Below are 20,784 nucleotides of genomic sequence, written 5' to 3'. Positions count from 1 at the left end.
TAGCAAAGCTGTATCGGTATAATAGGAAAGCAGTTTGCTTTCCTGTTTTACTTTACAATACAAAGGTGCCAATATGATATTAGATTATTTGTTTAACAAAATGACTGAAAAAAATCTTCCGGAAGTTTCTGCCAAAAAATGTATTAATAACAAAGGCATACCATGCAGCAGATGCATTGATAATTGTCCGGAAGGAGCTATTCAGTTAAAGGATAAAAAAATAAAATTCAGCGAAAAAATGTGCGCTGAGTGTGGTGTGTGCAGATCAAGTTGCCCTACGCAGGCAATAACATTTAATAATGCTCAGGAGGAAGATGTTCTTTTGCATGCATGCGGCAAGAAAAAACTTGTTTTTTCTTGTTTAAAGGAATCTGCAGCAGGAAACATTAATATGAGCTGCCTGAATGGAATGCACCCTGAGTTTATTGCAGCAGTATTAATTTTATGCGCAGATAAGAAAATTTATTTTAACTTGAGCAGGTGTTCTGATTGTGAAGCAGGGTATAATGATTCGTTTTTTAAACAATCTTTGGAAAAAGCCACAGCTTTTCTTAAAAATATTGGAAGGCTTCCTAATTATGAAATTATTACTGAAAACAGAGATATTGCGGACTTAATCGATGAGGAAATATCGCGAAGAAATTTATTTAAGCTTGTAAAAAAAGAATCAGAAAATATTGTGCTGAAGACTATAAATTCAATTATTGATGATGATAATAACCTGTCAGCCAGAAGGCTGCTTCTAAAAGCTATAAGAGACAAGGGATTGTCAGACCGGGCTAAGAATGTAAATACGTTTTGGGCAGATTTTGAAGTCGGTGCTGCTTGTGACGGTTGCGGTAAATGTCAGGATGTATGTCCTGGAGATGCTTGGAAGATTGAAGAAGAAACTCTGTCAAAGAGGTTGTACTACAGTGTTGCTAACTGTTATCAATGCGGATTATGCGAAACAATGTGCCCACAGAAGGCAATATACAGATGTTCAGACGGAAGTCAGGTTTTTAGCTCTGCTTTGAAAAAAGAAATTAATCTGAAAATCTGTAGCGTTTGTGGGAAGAAGCATATGCCTGAAAATGAAAATGAGGAAGTATGTATAGTTTGCAGGAAAAAAGAATTATTGAGAAAAAAATTATCAACTGGATTGAGTTAATATATATTTTATAGATCTTTTATGTTATAATTGTACAAGAAACGTAATTGAGAGGAGAATAATTATGGGCAGAATAGGTACAGGAGAATTAGTGCTTATACTAATAATTGCATTAATCATAGTAGGGCCGGCTAAACTTCCTGAGCTTGGCAGATCAATTGGAAAGACATTAAATGAATTTAAAAAGGTATCCAAGGAATTTAAAGATGACCTGTCTGTAGAAGATAAACCCCAAAAGACCGAAAAAGAAGAAAAACCGGTCGTAATAGCTGAAAAATCAGAATCTGTTGAAGCGGCAGAAAAAACAGAGGAAACAGAAAAATAGCATTTTCGATTGCGCTGAATAAAGAAATTCAAAAGAAATTGGACTTTTGTTCAATTTCTTTTATTTTTTAATAATCAGTAGAGGGGTATGTAGGTCTCTACTGTAGCGGCAACATAGTATTTTTTTGCAGCAGATGCAATATTTTTCACCTATGCAAAAAATCGTTGACAAAGAAAAATTATTGTGGTAGTTTTATTGTATATATTGCATGGGGAAGAGTAATCATAATTGCATTAATTTTAGCGAGACAGGGACGATGGAAGCCTGTTATTAACTTGTGATGAAAGACACCTCTAAATAGCAATTTCTAATTGAGCGGGACTGTACGGTCCAATTAGGGTGGCAACGCGGGTTAAACTCGTCCCTAGCAGGGAGGGGTTATTTTTTTTGATATATGGAGGAAATTATGGATACGATGGGTCAATTAAAAAGAACCGATATGTGCGGAGAATTATGCCTTGGTGATATAGGACGAGAAGTGGTGCTTATGGGCTGGGTTCAAAAAAGAAGAAGCCTTGGAGGACTTATTTTTGCCGATCTTAGAGATATAACAGGGTTAGTTCAGGTTGTATTCGATACTGAAGTGAATAATGAAGCATTTGATAAAGCAGGAAGTTTGAGAAGTGAATTTGTTATTGCTGTAAAAGGGAAGGTTTTTGAAAGAAAATCCAAAAATCCGGAAATGAAAACCGGCGATATAGAAGTTTATGCTGAAGAATTAAAGATACTTGATACTGCGGAAACTCCGCCTATTTATATTAAGGATAATGACGATGTGTCAGAGCAGATGCGTCTAAAATACAGATTCCTTGATTTAAGGAAACCTCACATGCAGAATAATCTTATAATAAGAAGTAAAACATCTAAAGTTATAAGAGAATTTTTGTACGAAAATGATTTTAATGAAATAGAGACACCGTTTTTAACAAAACCGACTCCTGAAGGAGCGAGAGACTATCTTGTTCCAAGCAGAGTCAATCCTGGAAAATTTTATGCTTTGCCTCAGTCTCCTCAGCTTTTTAAGCAATTGCTGATGGTGTCAGGAATGAACAGGTACTTCCAGATTGTAAGATGTTTCAGGGATGAGGACTTAAGAGCAAACAGACAACCTGAATTTACTCAGGTAGATATTGAAATGTCTTTTGTTGATGTAGAGGATGTTATTTCAGTTAATGAAAAACTGATACAAAGAATTTTTAAAGAAGTCAAAAATATTGATATAGAGGTACCTATAAAGCGCATGCCATACAAGGTTGCTATGGATAAGTACGGATGTGATAAGCCGGATTTGCGCTTTGGATATGAGCTTACAAATATAACAAAGATTTTTAGAAATACAGAGTTCAATGCATTTAAGTCCACATGTGAGTCTAAAGGGCTCATTAAGTGCATTAAAATCGAAGGAGATGCAGACGAATTTTCAAAGAAAGGGATATCAAAGCTTGAAAAATTCGTTAAAACATATGGAGCTAAAGGGTTAGCGTGGATGAAATATGAAGGCGGAGCAATTGACTCTCCAATAGCGAAGTTCCTGAGTGAAGAAGAAATCAAACAGCTAGAATCATCTCTTGAATTAAAAGAGAAGGATATTGTATTTATTGTAGCTGATAAGGAATCCGTAGTAAATACTGCATTAGGGGCATTAAGAATTGAGATAGCAAAGAAAAAAGGTCTTATAGACAACAATAAATATGAGTTGGTTTGGATAACAGACTTTCCGCTTTTCGAATTTGATGAAGAAGAAAACAGATACGTTGCAAAGCACCATCCGTTTACTTCACCTGTAGATGAAGATATTGAGAAGATAGAATCTGATCCGGGAGAAGTGAGAGCAAAAGCATATGATATTGTAATAAACGGTGATGAAATAGGCGGAGGAAGTATACGTATAACTAACAGAGAGTTGCAAAACAGAATGTTTAGAGCGTTAGGATTTACAGATGAGGAAGCTAATGAAAAGTTTGGATTTTTACTTGAAGCATTTAAGTACGGAGTACCACCACACGGCGGAATTGCTTACGGGCTGGATCGCTTCATGATGTTGCTTACAGAAAGTGATAATATCAGAGACGTTATAGCTTTCCCTAAAACTCAGAGTGCTACATGCCTGATGACAGAAGCACCTACGTATGCTTCCGAAAATCAACTTAATGAATTGAGCATAGAAGTAAAAGATAAGGAATAGGCAAGCAGGGCGAATTAGTTCGCCATAGCGGTCGTATTTCGTAAGTGCCAGAAAGGAATGGAATAATGGAGCAAGTAGGTAAAATAGAGAAAATTGAAGGAAACAAGGCGATAATTTCGGTGAAGAGAGTATCCAGCTGCGGTGACAACTGTAAAAGCTGCGGATCATCTTGCAGGCAACCCAGCGTCATGTTTGAAACAGAAATAAGCGGTGATTATGAGGTTGGAGATTATGTTGAAATTACAACTGAAAATTCAGTGGTCCTCAAGCAAATTTTAATGCTTTACGGCATACCGTTTGTAATTATGTTAATTACAATAGGGATAGTACAGCTTATATTTATGAACAATGCCAACAAAGATATGATTTCAGCCGTTGCATCCATTGCTTCTCTTGCCGTATCTTACTTTATTTTGAAAGCCTATGATAAAAAAGAAATGAAGAAAAATACCCTTAAATTTACATTGGGGAAAAAACTATAATTTTTGTGAAGCATTGAAGGATAAATAATGAATATATTTGAAATGCAATATGAAAATAACATTAAGAAAAAAGGGCCTCTCGCTGAGCGAATGAGACCAATGAATCTTAGTGATTTTGTTGGGCAGAAACACATAGTCGGTGAGGGCAGGATATTGAACAGAGCAATAAAGGCTGACAAGCTTTCTTCGGCAATATTTTACGGCCCGCCCGGGACAGGAAAAACAACTCTGGCGAGAATTATTGCTGAAAACACCAATAACAATTTTACAACTTTAAATGCAGTTACCAGCGGAATTAAGGATATAAAGGGAAAAATTAGCTTTGCGGTTGACGAGCTGTCTATTTATAATAGAAGGACAATACTCTTTATTGACGAAATTCACCGGTTTAATAAAGCTCAGCAGGATGCCCTCCTTCCATATGTTGAAAACGGAACGATTATACTGGTGGGAGCAACAACGGAGAATCCTTATTTTGAGGTTAATCAGGCTTTGATTTCACGTTCGTTGGTTTTTGAATTTCAAAAAATAACAAATGAAGATATTAAAATGGTTGTTCGAAATGCCTTGAAGGATGAAGAAAGGGGCTACGGAAAAAAGAACATTGAGCTTGAAGATGATGCGCTGAATCATATAGTGGAGAACTCAAACGGTGACATAAGAAAGGCTTTGAGTGCATTGGAACTGGGAGTGGAAACTACTTCCGAAGTGAACGGCAGGATAATAATTGACATTAATGTAGCTGTTGAATGCATCCAAAGGAAGAAAATTGAATATGATAAAAACGGGGATAGTCATTATGACACAATTTCTGCATTTATTAAAAGTATGAGAGGATCAGACCCGGACGCTGCTGTGTTCTGGCTGGCAAAAATGATTAAAGCAGGAGAAGATCCTAAGTTTATTGCAAGAAGAATAATAATATGTGCTTCGGAAGATGTTGGTAATGCTGATCCGAGAGCACTGGAAGTTGCGGTTAATGCTTTTAAGGCTGTGGAGATAATAGGGTTTCCGGAGGGGCGCATAACATTGGCTCAGGCAGCAATTTACGTAGCCTGTGCACCTAAAAGCAATGCCTCGATCATAGCCATATCTAGAGCTATGGATGCCGTCGAAAAAAATTCACTTGAGGTTCCTTTACATCTAAGGGATTCCCACTATGGAGGAGCTGAAAAGCTTAACAGAGGAGTCAGCTATAAATATCCTCACGATTATGATAAATTTTATGTTAAACAGAGTTATCTTCCGGAAACTTTGAAGAACACAAGTTTTTATGAGCCAAAAGAATCAGGTTACGAAAGCAAAATGAAAAAATTTTTGGAGTACCTGAAACAGAGTTAGGGGGAGCTATGGACTATAAACTATTCAAATCAAATATTACTGATTCAAATGTTTTCGAAACTATCGAAAACAAGGTCGATTTTTACGGACTTGACGAAAATAATATCTATGATATTTCTGTTGAATATTACAACAATGATCTGAATGAAGAGATGTTAAACGAAAATGCAGCCTTTGAAATAAAAAGAAAGCACTATGTATTTATAAAAGAAGTCAGAAATTTGTTTGAAAAACACAATATAAAAATCAATAAGTTTCACCTGATGGGTACTATTATCGATTTAAAAGAAAATGAAATGAGTATTTCAATTTTAAAGTCAAACTATGATAAAAAAAGCAACACCGTATGGCCTTGCAAGGAAATCTTTATCTTTGAAGACAGTAAAAATAAATTAGACGACCTTCTTTTTAACAATCAAATATCAGAAGAAGACTATGAATCAAATTTAGAAATTCTCAAGGATGAACTGAATATTTACGAAAAAGAGGATGAAATGCAGTATTTAAATTAACAGTTCACCTCCTTTGTAACCTTATGAAATATTGTTAATAAAATAATATAGGGTGCAGCATTATAAAGGAGGAATTTCATGGAACTGTATATTATAACATTTATGCATGGAAGTTATGCTATTGCAGCATATAATAAATTACAGGGTTACGGTTTAAAAAATATTAAGGTGGCCCAAACCCCTTTCAGCATCAAGGGTGAATGCGATATGTGCATTAAAATGTATGACAGAAAAACATTGGATATTGTGCTGAATGAGTGCAGGAAAAGATATCCGGTGAGCAATGTATATATGGAAGCAAAGCAGGATGGCAGGACGGTTTATAAATTACTGCCCTGATGAAATAATGAAACAGCCGGCGATATTTTCGTCGGCTGTTTTGATTTACATTTGTGAATTTGAATGAATTCTCTTTAAATTTTATGAAATTAATGTTAAAATAGTTGGAACAAAGAATTTTTTGTTACATTATGGAAAGGATGGTACCGTATGTCGGATTCACAAATAACAAAAAAAGCGCTGGCTGAATCTATGAAGAAGCTAATGGAAGAAAGGCCCATGAAAAAAATAAATATTAGTGATATAGTTGAAGGCTGCGATATGAACAGACAGAGTTTTTACTATCATTTCAAAGACAAATATGATTTGGTCAACTGGATTTATTATACTGAATTCATAGTTACAATCAAGGATGTCCCCATGTCATCTTGGCAAATTCTTGAGAAAACATGCGATTTTTTCTATGAAAACAAAAAATTTTATAAAAATGCTTTTAAGGTTACAGGCCAGAATTCATTCTCAGAGTATTTTATAGAAGTTTTGCATCCTATACTTGTGGTCCATCTTAATGACGTACTTAAAAACAATAAGGATGTGGATTTCTATGCTACGTTTTATGCAGATGCTATAAGAGTTGCAATTTCAAGATGGCTGCTTGAGGAAGCAAAAATTCCTCCGGAGCAGTTTGTAGCTCTATTGAGAAATGCAATTGAAGGCGTTGCTATGTCAATACTGGAAAAAAATTAGGTATATTTTGCTTTCGGCATTGTTGAAGCAAGAATTTCATTCAGACTTTTGTTCTGAATGTTTAGTGATGTTTCATTCAAACTGTCCGAAATACTTATCTGACCTCGGCTGTTTATGCTTAAAAAGCAGGATTTTACTGAGATGATTTCGTTAATGCGCTCCAAATCACCATACAAATCCATCATAAATACCGGGTAATTATCTTTTACTCTCAGACTATTAATAAAATTTCGAATTTCTTGTGCAGTTTTAATGTTGCAGCTACGTTTTTTAATATACATGGCGAAGTTTGTTTTCAGTGACATCATAGTTTCGGCAGATTTGCCGCTTAATATATAATCTGCATTTTTGTCATCATAACTGTAAGATAATCCGCACAGGCACCTGTGTTTTTTAAGAACATTGAATTTTTCAGTTGCTGTTTTATTTTTTTTGTCACAATTGATTGATACAAAAATGCATAAGTTACTATGCAGGCTTAATTTTTCGATTACGTCATAATTTAAGGCATCAGGCTCTACAAATAAAGTGAATGCGCAATCATCATTTTCAAGTAATATATTGCTCAATGCCTTTAGGGGCATATTTTTTTCCAATAATATAAAATAGCTGTAAATTCCGACCTTTTTGCCGGCGCTTATTATTTTTAAAAGTTCTTCTTCCGTGAGCTCAATATGATCATCATTTTCAAAATTAAAAACTATTGCCCAAGGGATATTATATCCCAGTTTTTTTTCGTTTTCTCTTATTGTCCGCGTCCCGTATGTAAAGCTGTTATATCCGATGTTTATTCCGAAAACGGTCAACTTTTTATGGCTTATTTCTTTTACAAGGCTGTCAATTATATTATAGTAGAAGCTGTTTTCATTGCTTAATATTTCATGAGAAAGCTTAAAAAAATTCTTTTGAAAATTTCCAGATGCAAAGTATTCGCCTAAATCCAAGAGATTTCGTACACCTCTTTTCGGGTTATCCTCAATGTATCGTATTCCGTTTTCCACCGCCGTCTTAATAACAGTATAAATCAATTTGTTGTTTTCCATTTCATATCCCCTTTTCTGTAAAGGTATACCTATATTTATATACTATAGCTTTTATGTGATTTTTATATAGACAAAAATTTAAAATGTCTAAAATTTATACAAAAAATTAAATGTGTCTGAAATTAAGACAAAAAAAATTATTGTCTAGTGTAAGTATCGATGTAAGTTAATATAATGGCATTATAAAGTGAATTATTTTGAAGGGAGGATATGGGCAATATGACAATGGTTGAACTTCTTGAATCCTATGGATTGAAAAAAGTATTATCATATTTGGACGCAGATCCGGACAATAATATTCCTAAAATATTGGACTGGGTTGAAAAATTTGACAGGGATGGTGTTGTGGAAAGGCAGATGAACACCATCAAAAAGTCTCTTAAGAATAAAGATGGAAACTGGTATAAGCTTACAAAGAGTCTGTACACAGATATTGACCCAGAAGTAAGAAAAAAAATATTTGAGAATTTTATAATAAATGCCACGATAATAGGAGGACAGAGGCAAAGAAAGGCTAGAGCGGAAAATGAATGCAATATTCCGTGGGCAATTCTTATGGATCCAACTTCGGCATGTAATCTGCACTGCACAGGATGCTGGGCTGCAGATTATGGAAATAAGATGAACATGGACTATGAAACTCTGGACAGTATTATTAATCAGGGCAAAAAGCTGGGGACGTTCATGTATATTTATTCCGGCGGAGAACCTCTTGTGCGAAAGAAAGACATTATTAAACTTTGTGAAAAACATAGTGATTGTGCATTTTTGGCATTTACAAATTCAACGCTGATTGATGAGGAATTTGCTGACGATATGCTGCGAGTTAAAAATTTCATCCCTGCCATAAGTGTTGAAGGCTTTGAAGATGAGACAGATTTCAGAAGGGGAAACGGGGCATACAAAGCAATTATAAAGGCAATGGAAATACTCAAGAACAAGAAGCTTCCTTTTGGTATATCTTGCTGTTATACAAGAAAAAATGCTGATGTTATAGGCAGCGAGAAATATTTTGATGACATGATTAAAAAAGGCGCGAAATTTGCATGGTTTTTTACTTACATGCCAGTGGGAACAGATGCAGTGCCTGAACTTCTAGCAACCGCAGAGCAGAGAGAGTACATGTATCATCAAATAAGAGAGTTCAGAAAAACAAAACCAATATTTACCCTTGATTTCTGGAATGACGGAGAATATGTGGACGGATGTATAGCAGGGGGAAGGTGCTACCTGCACATAAATGCAAACGGAGATATTGAACCATGTGCGTTCATACATTACTCGGATGCAAATATTCACAAAAACACATTGCTGGAGGCATACAAAAAGCCATTGTTTATGCAGTACAGGCAAAATCAGCCGTTTAATAAAAATCATTTGAGACCTTGTCCGCTTTTGGATAACGCTGGACGTCTTACGGATATGGTAGAAAAATCAGGCGCAGCTTCAACAGACTTCATAAGCCCTGAGAATGTACGAAACCTGAGTGCAAAATGCAGTGATGCGGCTGCTAATTGGGCACCTGTGGCAGATAAGCTCTGGGAAGAGTCTGGTAAATGCTCTGACTGTAAGAAGCGCAGCAGCTAATTAATGAACGAAAATTTATAGAATAGTTTTATTGAGAAAGAAAACCTGAAGAGCTCCGAAATGAGATAGTCAGGTTTTTTATTTTTGACTGCAAGCCTTTAATTCAGTGAGTTTGAAATAAAAAAATTTTTTTCGTTTATTGTTGACAAAATTAGTGGGGTATACTATAATAAATCGTACCCCACTAAAATAGTGGGAATTAAAATTAAGGAGAACAGACATGATTTTATCGACAAAGGGCAGATATGGATTAAAAGCGGTATTTGAACTTGCACTGAATTATGGTTCAGGGCCTGTTTCTCTGAAGAAGATATCGGACAAATATGATATATCTGAAAGCTATCTGGAACAGCTTTTTGCCAAACTTAAAAAAAGCGGCTATATTGATACGGTAAGAGGACCGTATGGAGGATACATGCTTGCCAGAAACCCGGAGGAAATAACCGTCGGTATGATTTTAAGAACGCTCGAAGGCGATATAACCACGTCAGATTGTATAAATAAAGAGGTATGCTCCAGAGAATCAATATGTGCTACCAGAGTAATATTTGAAAAGATAGAAAAGAGCATTAACGATGTTATTGATAATATAACTTTAGCGGATATGCATGAACAGCAAAAACAAATTTTAACGGAGGAAAACATATGAGCAGAAAATTATATCTTGACAATGCTGCTACAACAAGAGTAAGAAAAGAAGTTTTGGACGCGATGCAGAAATATTTTGAAGAGTATTACGGTAATCCGTCGTCTCAGTTGTACGAGCTTGGAAGAAAATCCAAGGAAGCTGTTGAAAACTCAAGAAAGACGGTTGCTGATTTTATAAATGCAGATGAAAAGGAAATTTATTTTACCGGCGGCGGATCGGAATCTGATAACTGGGCGCTGAAAGGTATTGCATTTGCAAATTTCAACAAAGGAAAGAATCATATTATTACTACTAAAATAGAGCATCATGCAGTATTACATACGTGTGAATACTTGGAGAAATTCGGCATTGAAACGACTTATCTGAATGTTGATAAGTACGGCATGATAGATCTTGAAGAACTAAAAAAAGCAATCAGACCGGAAACTATGCTCATATCAGTAATGTTTGCAAATAATGAAATAGGAACTATTCAGCCTATAGAACAAATAGGAGAAATTGCAAAGAAAAACGGAATTGTTTTTCATGTTGATGCGGTTCAGGCCTTGGGTAGCGTAAAAATTGACGTGAAAAAGCAGCATATTGATTTATTGTCCATGTCGGCCCACAAAATAGGCGGTCCTAAGGGAATAGGTGGAATGTTTATAAGAAAAGGTGTTAAAATAGACAACTTTATTCACGGAGGCGCACAAGAAAGAGGAAGAAGAGCTGGGACAGAAGGCGTACAGAATATAGTTGGTTTTGGAAAAGCCGTTGATATTGCAAATAAGAATTTTGACAGCCATGTTAAAAAGCTTTCGGCTTTAAGAGATAGGTTGATTACAGGTATAAAAAACAACATACCTGATGTTATTCTTAACGGTCATCCTACTAATAGGCTTCCTAACAATGTAAATTTTTCATACAAATATGTTGAAGGAGAATCAATATTGCTTTTGCTTGATATGGACGGCATAGCGGCATCAAGCGGTTCCGCATGTACATCAGGCTCTCTTGATCCTTCCCATGTTCTTTTGGCAACAGGTCTTGACCACGGAACTGCTCACGGCTCAATACGTTTTACGGTAAGCGAGGATATTACGGAAGAAGATATTGATTTTGTTGTTGATACGATGAAGAAAATAATCGAGCGATTAAGAGCTATGTCACCAATTAAAAACGACTCGGATTTATATAAAAAATAATTCACACTTAACGGAGGAGAATATATGTATACGGAAATAGTAATGGATCACTTCAGAAATCCAAGAAATGTTGGTTCAATAGATAATCCTGACGGAGTAGGTCAGGTTGGAAATCCAAAGTGCGGAGACATAATGAAGATTTATTTAAAAATAAATGACGAAGTAATAGAGGATGTAAAATTTGAAACATTTGGATGTGGCTCTGCAATTGCATCATCAAGCATGGCAACAGAGCTTATAAAAGGGAAAAACATCAACGATGCCGTAGAACTGACAAACAAGGCAGTTGTTGAAGCGCTGGGAGGGCTTCCACCGGTTAAAGTTCACTGTTCTGTATTGGCTGAACAGGCAGTTAAGGCAGCGTTGTACGATTACTCACAAAAAACAGGTAAAACAATCAAAGGATTGGAAAACTACAAGCCTGAAGATTCAGAAGATATTCACTGTCATTAATAATTTGGTAGGAGCTAAATAAAATTTTATTTAGCTCCTATTTAATTATTAAAAATATATAATTTTGGAAGTAGATGTTAGAATAAATGAAATATAGTTGACAATACGGGAAAGAATACATTATAATTTCATAATAAGAACCCCGCTCGGCGACGCAATTAAAGATTGCTGCCGATTGCCAGGGAATCTTGTTGCATTTGCAATAAGAATAATGAACGTACTATACATATTGGAGGAGCAATGGATACATTAGATAGATTTTCCATAAACAACATAAGAAGAGAGTATTTGAATTTTTTTAAGAGCAAGGGACATTTAACCGAAAGCAGCTTTTCATTGATTCCTAAAAATGATAAGAGTCTTTTACTGATAGGTGCCGGCATGGCACCGCTGAAAAAATATTTTACGGGTATTGAAACTCCACCTTGTAAAAGAATGGCGACCGTTCAAAAATGTGTGAGGACGGGAGATATCGACAATGTAGGTTTAACTGCAAGGCATCTTACTTTTTTTGAAATGCTTGGAAACTTTTCGTTCGGAGATTATTTTAAAAAGGAAGCAATTCAGTGGGCATGGGAGTTATTGACTGGAGTTTTGAAAATAGAAAAGGACAGATTATGGGTAACCGTTTATTTGGACGATGATGAGGCTGCAGATATTTGGCATGATGTTGTTGGAGTGCCTAAGGAAAAAATAATAAGGCTTGGAAAAGAGGATAATTTCTGGGAATTGGAAGTTGGACCCAGCGGGCCATGTTCCGAAATATATTATGACACAGGATCCGACAGAGGTTGTGGGTCGCCTGAATGCAAGCCGGGATGTGACTGCAACAGATTTATTGAAATATGGAACTTGGTATTTACACAGTTTGACAAGGATGTAAATGGAGTATATCATCCTCTTCCAAACCCAAACATTGATACAGGAATGGGGCTTGAAAGAGTTGCAGCTGTTTTGCAGGATAAGGAAACTGTATTTGATGTGGAGCCGCTTTTATCTATAGTGAATAAAATTTCTGAAATATCCGGTATACAATACGGTTCTGATGAAAAAAATGATGTTTCTATGAAAATAATATGCGACCATTCCAGAGCAGCAGCGTTCATGATAGGTGATGGAGTCATACCATCTAATGAAGGCAGAGGCTATGTTCTTAGAAGATTAATAAGAAGAGCTGTAAGACAGGGAAAATCTCTTGGTATACATAATGAGTTTTTGACAAAGACTGTAAAGGTAGTAATAGATGAATGGAAGGATGCTTATCCTGAGCTTGGTGAAAAGGAAAGCTACATACTTAAAGTAATTAAGCTTGAAGAAGAAAAATTTAAAATTACAATCGACCAGGGACTTGAACTTTTAATGAAAGAAATAAAAGCCCTGAAGGAAGCCGGCAAGGATATACTGGATGCTGGAGTGGCATTCAAACTGTATGACACATATGGATTCCCTTCGGAACTTACCGAAGAAATACTGGCTGAAAATTCTATAAAATTTGATAAAGATGCTTTAAGCGCTATTATGGATGAACACAGACAGATGGCACGAGAAGCAAGAGCAAAAACAGGAAGCTCAGGTTGGAAGGACGAAGATTTTAATCTCGATGTTCCTAAGACAGAATTTACGGGATATATTACATTGGATGATACCGCAGAGGTTAAGGCGATTGTGGTTGATGGTGAACAAGTCAATACAATTTCCGAAGGTCAGTTTGGAATTATAGTTCTGGATAAAACTCCATTCTATGCCGAAAGCGGAGGACAAACGGGAGATACAGGTAGAATTGAATCTGATGATGCTATGACAGAGGTTCATGACACAAAAAAATACAACAAAACAATCTATCTTCATGAAGTGACTGTTGTGAGTGGAAGCATATCTGTAAGTGACAAGGTTGCAGCTCATGTAAATGCTGATGGAAGAAAAAATACGGCTAAAAATCATACATGCACACATATTTTGCATAAAGTATTGAAAGAAATGCTGGGAGATCATGTAAACCAGGCTGGTTCGTATGTATCTCAGGACAGACTTAGATTTGACTATACTCATTTTGAAGCAGTTGATCATGATACGCTGAAAGAAATTGAAAAGAGAGTTAATGAAGCGATTCTTGCAGACTATGCTGTTAATACAGATATACTTAATATTGAGGAAGCAAAAAAATCAGGCGCTATGGCATTGTTCGACGAAAAATATGACGATACTGTAAGAGTTGTAAGTGTAGGCAATTTCAGTAAAGAGCTATGCGGGGGAACTCACATTGACGAAACAGCTAAAATAGGTTTATTTAAAATATTATCTGAAGGAGGCATTGCTTCTGGAGTAAGGAGAATTGAGGCCATTACAGGAAGAGCAGCGCTGAATTACCTCAAGGAGCTTTCAGATATTACAGATGAACTTTCGTTGTCAATGAAGGCATCAAAGGATGAGCTTATAGGTAAAGTTAACACTCTCAAAAAAGAAATTAAAGATAAAGAAAAAGAAATACAAAAATTGAACACGGAGCTGTTAAAACAAGACTTGAATAAGATGCTTGAAGATTATGATGAAATAAACGGAATCAAGTTGTTTGCTCTTAAGTTTAAAGATAAAGATGCCAATACTTTAAGGGAAATTGCTGATAAGATAAAAGACAAGAATGAAAGCTGTGCAGTTTTACTGGCATCTGATTTGGGAGATAAAGTACTGTTTGTGGCTGCTGTTACAAAGGATTTAGTTAAGAAAGGCCTGAATGCGGGAAATATGGTTAGAGAAGCCGCAAAAGTTGCTGGCGGCGGCGGTGGTGGAAGACCGGACTTTGCACAAGCTGGAGGCAAGAATCCCGGCAAAGCTGACGAAGCAATTGAAGCTGTTAAGAAAATGATAAATTTATAATGTAGTTGACATGGCAATTTAATTGGGTTTATTGTCAACCAATTGAATTGTCGCTGTCATTGCCTAAACATATATAAAATATTAATTGATTTTAAAACAAAACTGTAGTACAATTAAGACAGATGTTAAGAGGTGGTTTATATGGATAGTAATGCAAATAACACTACGAAATTTAATTACAAAATGGAATCGTTAAATGAAGCTAGGGAAATAGTGTCTCAAGTTTATGAGTCATTGAAAGAAAAAGGATACGATCCTAATAACCAGCTCATAGGATATATACTATCCGGAGATCCAACTTATATTACGAATCATAACAATGCAAGAAGTTTAATAAGGAAAATAGAAAGAGACGAACTGTTGGAAGAAATATTAAATGTTTACTTAGATGTGATAGACCTTTAAGAACGGGAAGCAGTATATAAACATATACTGCTCTATTTATATTACCGGAACAACAGATGAAATAATCAGTTATGAAATATACAAATTTATTTGAAAAAGAAAATGTATCAAAGTTATGCTACGGGACTTTGGCTTTAAGTTTCCTGCAGAATTTTGATAGCCTTGAAAACAAGGTAAACCTCTTGAATTATGCTTTTGAAAGAGGTATTAATTTTTATGATACAGCAGAGCTTTATGACAACTATAATATATTAAAAGAATTCATAAAAGATAAAGACAGGGATAAACTAACATTAGCTACAAAAAGCTATGCCTATGACAAGCAGACTGCAGAAATTAGTGTCAATAAAGCTTTGAAGGAACTAAATACGGATTATTTAGACGTTTTTATGCTTCATGAACAAGAAAATGGAAATAATTTTAGAGGCCATTATGAAGCTGTTGAGCGCTTTATGAAATATAAAGAACAAGGCGTTATAAGGCACTTCGGAATATCCACTCACAGGGTTGCGGCTGTAAGAGACAGCCTACAATTTGATGAAATTGAATTCGTATTTCCACTCATCAATATGATGGGGATAGGTATACAGGATGGAACTGTGGATGAAATGACGGAAGCAATAAAAAATGCCAAAAAACACAACAAATTTATTATGGCAATGAAAATTTATGGAGGAGGCCACTTAATTAACCAGGCAAAAAAAGCATTTGATTTTGCTCGGAACATAAGTGAGATTGATTCCATAGCAGTAGGTATGAGCACATTTGAGGAAATAGATGCGAATATCTGTTATTTGGAAAACAATGAGTTAAATATTAATATAAAAAATAAAATAAGAAATCAAAAACGCACTCTCATGATAGAAGAGTGGTGTGTAGGTTGCGGAAAATGTGCAAAGAAATGCAGTCAAAACGCACTTCAGATTATTGACGGTAAATGTGTTGTCGATATGAATAAATGTGTTTTGTGCAGTTATTGCGCAGGTGAATGTACGGATTTTTTTATCAAAATTGTGTGAGGTATCTATGGAAAGATTGATGGGTCTTGATGTGGGAGACAAAACTATTGGAGTTGCTGTAAGTGATCTATTGATGATTACTGCTCAGGGTGTAACTACGATTAAAAGAACGAATATAAAAAATGATATCAGCGAGCTGAAAAAGATAATTGAAGAGTACCAAGTTACGAAGATTATTGCGGGATTGCCGAAAATGCTTGACGGAACAGTCGGAATTCAAGGAGAAAAAGTACTCAGATTTATAGAAAAGCTAAAGAACCGTGTAGACTTGCCGATTGAATTTGAAGATGAAAGGTTCACCACAACTATATCCGAAAGAATGCTTATAGATGCCGATGTAAGTAGAAAAAAAAGAAAAGAAGTAATAGACAAATTAGCCGCGGTCCATATTCTTTCAGGTTATATGCAGCGTAAGAAAAATGGAGGAGAGTAATATGGAAAACAACATTATAGAATTGATCAATGAAAACGGAAAACCGGAAAAGCTTGTTGTTGAAGCTACTTTTCATATTGACGATACCTTGTACGCAGTTCTTCATGAAGTCGACTCAGATGAGGGTATGATTTATTGTGTGGAAGAAGCGGAAGATGGTAACGGAATATTAATCAAGGTTGAAGATCAAGAGGAAATCAGGGAAGTAATGGAAGTCTATGAAGGAATAGCTGACGATTTAATATAATGTTAAATGTCAATTTATTAGGGGTGAATTATGAACGAATCAGATTACTTATTAAAAGCGCTTGGAGATAACGGATATAAAACTACCAGTCAAAGAGCTTTGGTATATGAAGTACTTTCCGAAAACAAGGACCAGCATTTAAGTACTGAAGAAGTTTACGAGCTAGTAAAAAAAAAGAACTCCAATATGGGAATAGCTACCATTTACAGAACCCTTCAACTTTTTGAAGAAATAGGACTGGTTTATAAGCATAACTTTGATGATGGTTGTTCAAGATATGAAATTTTATCTCCGAACAGCAACGAAGTTCATCAACACCATCATTTGTTATGCAAAAAATGCGGCAGGATAATTGAGGTCAAGGAAGATTTAATGAACTCATTGGAAGAAATGATTGAAAAACAATACAATTTTGAAATATTAAATCATGTAGTCAAATTCACCGGAATCTGTGATTTATGCAGAAATAAGGAGAATGAAGATGGCAACAGAAAAAAAACATAAACTTAAGGTTATACCTCTGGGAGGATTAGGAGAAATCGGGAAGAACATGACCGTTATTGAATATGGTGCAAATATCATGGTGATAGATTGCGGAATGTCGTTCCCAGAGGATGAAATGCTCGGTATTGATATAGTAATACCGGATATAACATATTTAATAAAGAATAAAGACAAAGTAAAGGGAATATGCCTGACACACGGGCATGAGGATCACATTGGTTCAATTCCTTACTTGCTGAAAAAAATGAATGTTCCTATATATGGAACGAAGCTTACGCTGGGATTATTGGGAAATAAGCTTGTGGAGCATAAAATAGAAGATGCTCAGCTTAATGTTATTGAAGCAGGAACAACAATAAATCTTGGATGTTTTAAAGTAACATTCATAAGAAACAACCACAGTATACCTGATGCTGTATCTATGGCAATAGACACCCCGATAGGAATGGTTGTTCATACTGGTGACTTTAAAATTGATTACACTCCAATAAATGAAGATGTTATGGATTTAGGAAAGCTTGCTGAGCTGGGAAGAAAAGGTGTTCTGCTTGCTATGTCTGATAGTACGAATGTAGAGCGTGCAGGCTTTACTGAATCTGAAAAAACCATAGGCCAAAAACTTATGGAAATATTTAAACACTGCGAATCAAGAATAATAGTTGCATCCTTTGCATCGAACATTCACAGGCTTCAGCAAATAATAGATGCTGCTGTTGTAAATAACAGAAAGGTTGCAATTTCCGGAAAAAGCATGGTAAATGCTGTAAAGGTTTCACAGGAGTTGGGTTATCTTGATGTTCCTGATGGAACTCTTATTCATGTAAATGATTTGAGAAGCCATAAGGATAACGAAGTTGTAATCATAACGACGGGAAGCCAGGGAGAGCCTATGTCTGCCCTCACAAGGATGGCAAACAATGCCCATAAAAAAATACAAATCAAATCTGGAGACTTGGTTGTTATATCAGCTAATCCGATTCCCGGAAATGAAAAAACCGTATCAAGAGTTATTAATATGCTTTATGAAAAAGGAGCAAATGTACTTTATGATGCGTTGACACAGGTTCATGTTTCCGGACACGCCAGAAGAGAGGAATTAAAGCTGATGCTTACTCTTCTAAAACCGAAGTTTTTCGTGCCGGTGCATGGAGAATACAGGCATCTGATGCAACATTCAATGCTTGCTCAGGAGCTGGGGCTTCCGGAGGGACGCACGGTAATAGGCAAGAACGGAGATGTAATAGAAGTCACGACAAAATCAATAGCTGTAAACGGGACAGTTTCATCCGGAAATATTCTTGTTGATGGTTTAGGCGTTGGAGATGTTGGTAATATTGTGCTTCGTGACAGAAAACTGTTATCCGAAAACGGACTGATAATTGTTGTTTTGGCAACTGAAAAAGGAACAGGTAAAGTTTTATCCGGACCTGAAATTGTTTCAAGAGGGTTTATTTATGTCAGAGAAAACATAGATTTGATTGAGGAGTCCAAAACAGTAATTAAAAAAGCACTTGCCAAGTGTGAGGAATCTAATATAAAAGAATGGAATAACATTAAAATGATGATAAAAGATTCCTTAAGCAGTTTCATTTATGAAAAAATAAAAAGAAACCCTATGATACTGCCTATAATCGTTGATGTTAAGACAGATGATTTTACTGATTTGAACAATATTGAGTTTTAGTTTATCTTTATGCATCCTTTCTAAGTAGAAAGGGTGCATTTTAATTGGAGCAATAAAATAATGAAGCAGCCGGCGATAATTCACCGGCTGCTTGTGTGCTTATTACTTCAATTATTTTTTAATCATGTGAAAGTTTACACCTAGTATAGGCCCAAATTGAGACGGTTTATTATTTACAATTTTTTTATCAACCACTTTTGTATTCTCTTTTTTGGAAAGAATATTTAAATCTGGTTCAAGTTTGCCATTTAATCTGGCTAACTGCAAATTGCCATCTCTTTTTTTCTTAACTTCACCTAATTTTTTATCAGCATTATTTTCAGGAGTGTTACTCATGTTCAATCTTACCTTTTTTCAAGTCCAACAGAACCAACCCTCTCTTGAAAGTAATAAGCATTATTATTATGGCAATATGGCAGATTATTATTCATGGAGGGCAACTTTTTTATGTAAAAAACTATGGATGGCTTTCCTGAAAATTATAATTGTTTTTATAATTTTTTAAATAAATTGATTATATGCTTTATGAAATATACAAGAAAGTTAAAGATAAAATATGTTAGAGAATTTGTCATTCAGGGCAACTAAATATTTTATATTGTAATTATTGGTTAAAAGTTGTATAATTTAATGGATTTTGATAACAATCGGAGGAATTTATGAAAAAACTAATTGCTGTTGCAGTTGTCTTAATATTAGCTGTTTTTGCATATTTTTTTGTTAGCAGCTATATTGATGAAAACTTGAAAGCGACAGATACTAACGATGATACCAAATTAGTCGTGGAAATACCTTCTGGCAGCACTACAAATGATATTGCTGACATACTGTATGAAAACAATTTAATTAAGAATAAACTTGCTTTTAAGTTTTATGCTGAAAAAACCGGAAAGGACAGTTCCCTGAAAGCAGGAAGTTATGTTTTGTCCAAAAACATGAATGTGGAAGAGCTGATTCAGGAATTAACGAAAGGCGGTTCTTCAGGAAATACTTTAGACATTACCCTGATTGAAGGACTTACAATAGAGGAGACAGCAGAATCAATATCTGAACAGCTTGAATTAAATTACGACAAACTCCTTGAAATGATGAACAATCCTCAGTTATTTAGGGAGGACTTTGCGTTTTTAGGAGACAATCCTGATATTGAGAGTCTTCAAGGTTATCTGATGCCGGACACGTACAATGTCTATATAAATTCTTCAGAGGAGGATATAATAAAAATATTGCTTTCTCAATTTGATGAATTTTATGAGGGTGAAATAGTTCCAAGAATGGAAGACTCGGAGTTGAGCTTTAGCGAAGTTATAGATCTCGCCAGCATCGTAGAGAAAGAAGCACTACTTGATGAAGAGAGAGATGAAGTAGCTGCAGTGTTTTTAAATCGCCTGGATATTAATATGAAGCTTCAATCCTGTGCCACAGTGAACTATGCTCACGGAGAATGGAAAGAAAGGCTTACATACGAAGACATAGCAATTGATTCGCCGTTTAATACATATGTAATTGAAGGACTTCCTCCGGCACCCATAAATTCTCCAGGAAAAGCATCTATAATTGCCGTGCTGGAGCCTGCGGATGTTGACTATTTGTACTTTGTTGCAAAGGGTGACGGTTCACATTATTTTTCCAGAACATATGATGAGCATATAGATGCGGCGAATGAATACTTGGATTAGGA

Annotated in this window: 22 protein-coding genes; 20 read left to right on the top strand and 2 right to left on the bottom strand. The window is 35.5% G+C overall.

Annotated features, from left to right (window positions below; translation table 11 throughout):
- The first annotated feature begins 73 nt into the window (after window positions 1-73).
- The 8 genes from ACS3UD_RS07570 to ACS3UD_RS07535 all read left to right on the top strand — a co-directional run bounded on the left by ACS3UD_RS07570 (window position 74) and on the right by ACS3UD_RS07535 (window position 7,021).
- Complete coding sequence (locus ACS3UD_RS07570) at window positions 74-1,150, top strand: 4Fe-4S dicluster domain-containing protein (RefSeq protein WP_308137060.1); 1,077 nt, start codon at window positions 74-76, stop codon at window positions 1,148-1,150.
- Between the two features lie 64 nt (window positions 1,151-1,214).
- The gene (locus tag ACS3UD_RS07565) at window positions 1,215-1,475 is read left to right on the top strand and encodes a twin-arginine translocase TatA/TatE family subunit (protein WP_308137061.1); all 261 of its coding nucleotides are present in this window, start codon (window positions 1,215-1,217) and stop codon (window positions 1,473-1,475) included.
- 406 nt (window positions 1,476-1,881) lie between these two features.
- Window positions 1,882-3,660 (top strand): aspartate--tRNA ligase, encoded by a 1,779-nt coding sequence (aspS, locus tag ACS3UD_RS07560; RefSeq protein WP_308137062.1) that lies wholly within the window; start codon window positions 1,882-1,884, stop codon window positions 3,658-3,660.
- 65 nt (window positions 3,661-3,725) lie between these two features.
- Entirely contained in the window at window positions 3,726-4,142 is a 417-nt protein-coding gene (locus ACS3UD_RS07555; RefSeq protein WP_308137063.1) for a SoxR reducing system RseC family protein, read from the top strand.
- Between the two features lie 27 nt (window positions 4,143-4,169).
- Entirely contained in the window at window positions 4,170-5,483 is a 1,314-nt protein-coding gene (locus ACS3UD_RS07550; RefSeq protein ID WP_308137064.1) for a replication-associated recombination protein A, read from the top strand.
- 8 nt (window positions 5,484-5,491) lie between these two features.
- Window positions 5,492-5,995 (top strand): hypothetical protein, encoded by a 504-nt coding sequence (locus ACS3UD_RS07545; RefSeq protein WP_308137065.1) that lies wholly within the window; start codon window positions 5,492-5,494, stop codon window positions 5,993-5,995.
- Window positions 5,996-6,073: 78 nt separating this feature from the next.
- Entirely contained in the window at window positions 6,074-6,334 is a 261-nt protein-coding gene (locus ACS3UD_RS07540) for a putative Se/S carrier-like protein (protein WP_308137066.1), read from the top strand.
- A gap of 150 nt (window positions 6,335-6,484) precedes the next feature.
- Window positions 6,485-7,021, top strand: a complete 537-nt coding sequence (locus ACS3UD_RS07535) for a TetR/AcrR family transcriptional regulator C-terminal domain-containing protein (RefSeq protein ID WP_213925280.1) — start codon at window positions 6,485-6,487, stop codon at window positions 7,019-7,021.
- Here the strand turns inward: ACS3UD_RS07535 and ACS3UD_RS07530 are convergent.
- On the bottom strand, window positions 7,018-8,064 hold the full coding sequence (locus ACS3UD_RS07530; protein WP_308137067.1) for a hypothetical protein: 1,047 nt from the start codon (window positions 8,062-8,064) through the stop codon (window positions 7,018-7,020). The genes ACS3UD_RS07535 and ACS3UD_RS07530 overlap by 4 nt on opposite strands.
- A 210-nt stretch (window positions 8,065-8,274) precedes the next feature.
- On the opposite strand from ACS3UD_RS07530, the gene ACS3UD_RS07525 reads away from it, so the two are divergent.
- The 11 genes from ACS3UD_RS07525 to ACS3UD_RS07475 all read left to right on the top strand — a co-directional run bounded on the left by ACS3UD_RS07525 (window position 8,275) and on the right by ACS3UD_RS07475 (window position 19,103).
- Complete coding sequence (locus tag ACS3UD_RS07525) at window positions 8,275-9,651, top strand: radical SAM protein (protein WP_308137068.1); 1,377 nt, start codon at window positions 8,275-8,277, stop codon at window positions 9,649-9,651.
- A 220-nt stretch (window positions 9,652-9,871) separates the two neighbouring features.
- Window positions 9,872-10,300: an RrF2 family transcriptional regulator gene (locus tag ACS3UD_RS07520; RefSeq protein WP_213925278.1), complete on the top strand. Its 429-nt coding sequence runs from the start codon at window positions 9,872-9,874 to the stop codon at window positions 10,298-10,300.
- Window positions 10,297-11,484, top strand: coding sequence for a cysteine desulfurase NifS (nifS, locus tag ACS3UD_RS07515; protein ID WP_308137069.1), 1,188 nt, complete (start codon window positions 10,297-10,299; stop codon window positions 11,482-11,484). The genes ACS3UD_RS07520 and nifS overlap by 4 nt, the downstream gene beginning before the upstream one ends.
- A 24-nt stretch (window positions 11,485-11,508) precedes the next feature.
- Complete coding sequence (gene nifU, locus ACS3UD_RS07510; RefSeq protein ID WP_308137070.1) at window positions 11,509-11,937, top strand: Fe-S cluster assembly scaffold protein NifU; 429 nt, start codon at window positions 11,509-11,511, stop codon at window positions 11,935-11,937.
- Between the two features lie 240 nt (window positions 11,938-12,177).
- The gene (alaS, locus tag ACS3UD_RS07505; RefSeq protein WP_308137071.1) at window positions 12,178-14,811 is read left to right on the top strand and encodes an alanine--tRNA ligase; all 2,634 of its coding nucleotides are present in this window, start codon (window positions 12,178-12,180) and stop codon (window positions 14,809-14,811) included.
- A 141-nt stretch (window positions 14,812-14,952) separates the two neighbouring features.
- On the top strand, window positions 14,953-15,216 hold the full coding sequence (locus ACS3UD_RS07500; protein ID WP_308137072.1) for an IreB family regulatory phosphoprotein: 264 nt from the start codon (window positions 14,953-14,955) through the stop codon (window positions 15,214-15,216).
- Window positions 15,217-15,287: 71 nt separating this feature from the next.
- The gene (locus tag ACS3UD_RS07495; protein WP_308137073.1) at window positions 15,288-16,235 is read left to right on the top strand and encodes an aldo/keto reductase; all 948 of its coding nucleotides are present in this window, start codon (window positions 15,288-15,290) and stop codon (window positions 16,233-16,235) included.
- Between the two features lie 7 nt (window positions 16,236-16,242).
- Window positions 16,243-16,668 (top strand): Holliday junction resolvase RuvX, encoded by a 426-nt coding sequence (ruvX, locus tag ACS3UD_RS07490; protein WP_308137074.1) that lies wholly within the window; start codon window positions 16,243-16,245, stop codon window positions 16,666-16,668.
- A 1-nt stretch (window position 16,669) separates the two neighbouring features.
- Entirely contained in the window at window positions 16,670-16,915 is a 246-nt protein-coding gene (locus ACS3UD_RS07485; RefSeq protein ID WP_308137075.1) for a DUF1292 domain-containing protein, read from the top strand.
- Between the two features lie 30 nt (window positions 16,916-16,945).
- Window positions 16,946-17,419, top strand: a complete 474-nt coding sequence (locus tag ACS3UD_RS07480; protein ID WP_308137076.1) for a Fur family transcriptional regulator — start codon at window positions 16,946-16,948, stop codon at window positions 17,417-17,419.
- Window positions 17,397-19,103, top strand: coding sequence for a ribonuclease J (locus ACS3UD_RS07475; RefSeq protein WP_308137077.1), 1,707 nt, complete (start codon window positions 17,397-17,399; stop codon window positions 19,101-19,103). Before ACS3UD_RS07480 ends, ACS3UD_RS07475 begins: the two co-directional genes overlap by 23 nt.
- Window positions 19,104-19,214: 111 nt before the next feature.
- On the opposite strand, the gene ACS3UD_RS07470 is transcribed toward ACS3UD_RS07475, so the two are convergent.
- Window positions 19,215-19,439 carry a hypothetical protein gene (locus ACS3UD_RS07470; protein WP_308137078.1) on the bottom strand — a complete coding sequence of 75 codons (225 nt, stop codon included), beginning with the start codon at window positions 19,437-19,439 and terminating at the stop codon, window positions 19,215-19,217.
- A gap of 323 nt (window positions 19,440-19,762) precedes the next feature.
- Between ACS3UD_RS07470 and mltG the strand changes: the two genes are divergently transcribed.
- The gene (mltG, locus tag ACS3UD_RS07465; protein ID WP_308137079.1) at window positions 19,763-20,782 is read left to right on the top strand and encodes an endolytic transglycosylase MltG; all 1,020 of its coding nucleotides are present in this window, start codon (window positions 19,763-19,765) and stop codon (window positions 20,780-20,782) included.
- Window positions 20,783-20,784 lie beyond the last annotated feature (2 nt).

Source organism: Sedimentibacter sp. LTW-03 (genome assembly GCF_052059825.1).
In the GTDB taxonomy this organism is placed as follows: domain Bacteria; phylum Bacillota; class Clostridia; order Tissierellales; family Sedimentibacteraceae; genus Sedimentibacter.
This window is presented reverse-complemented; position numbering and strand designations above follow the sequence as displayed.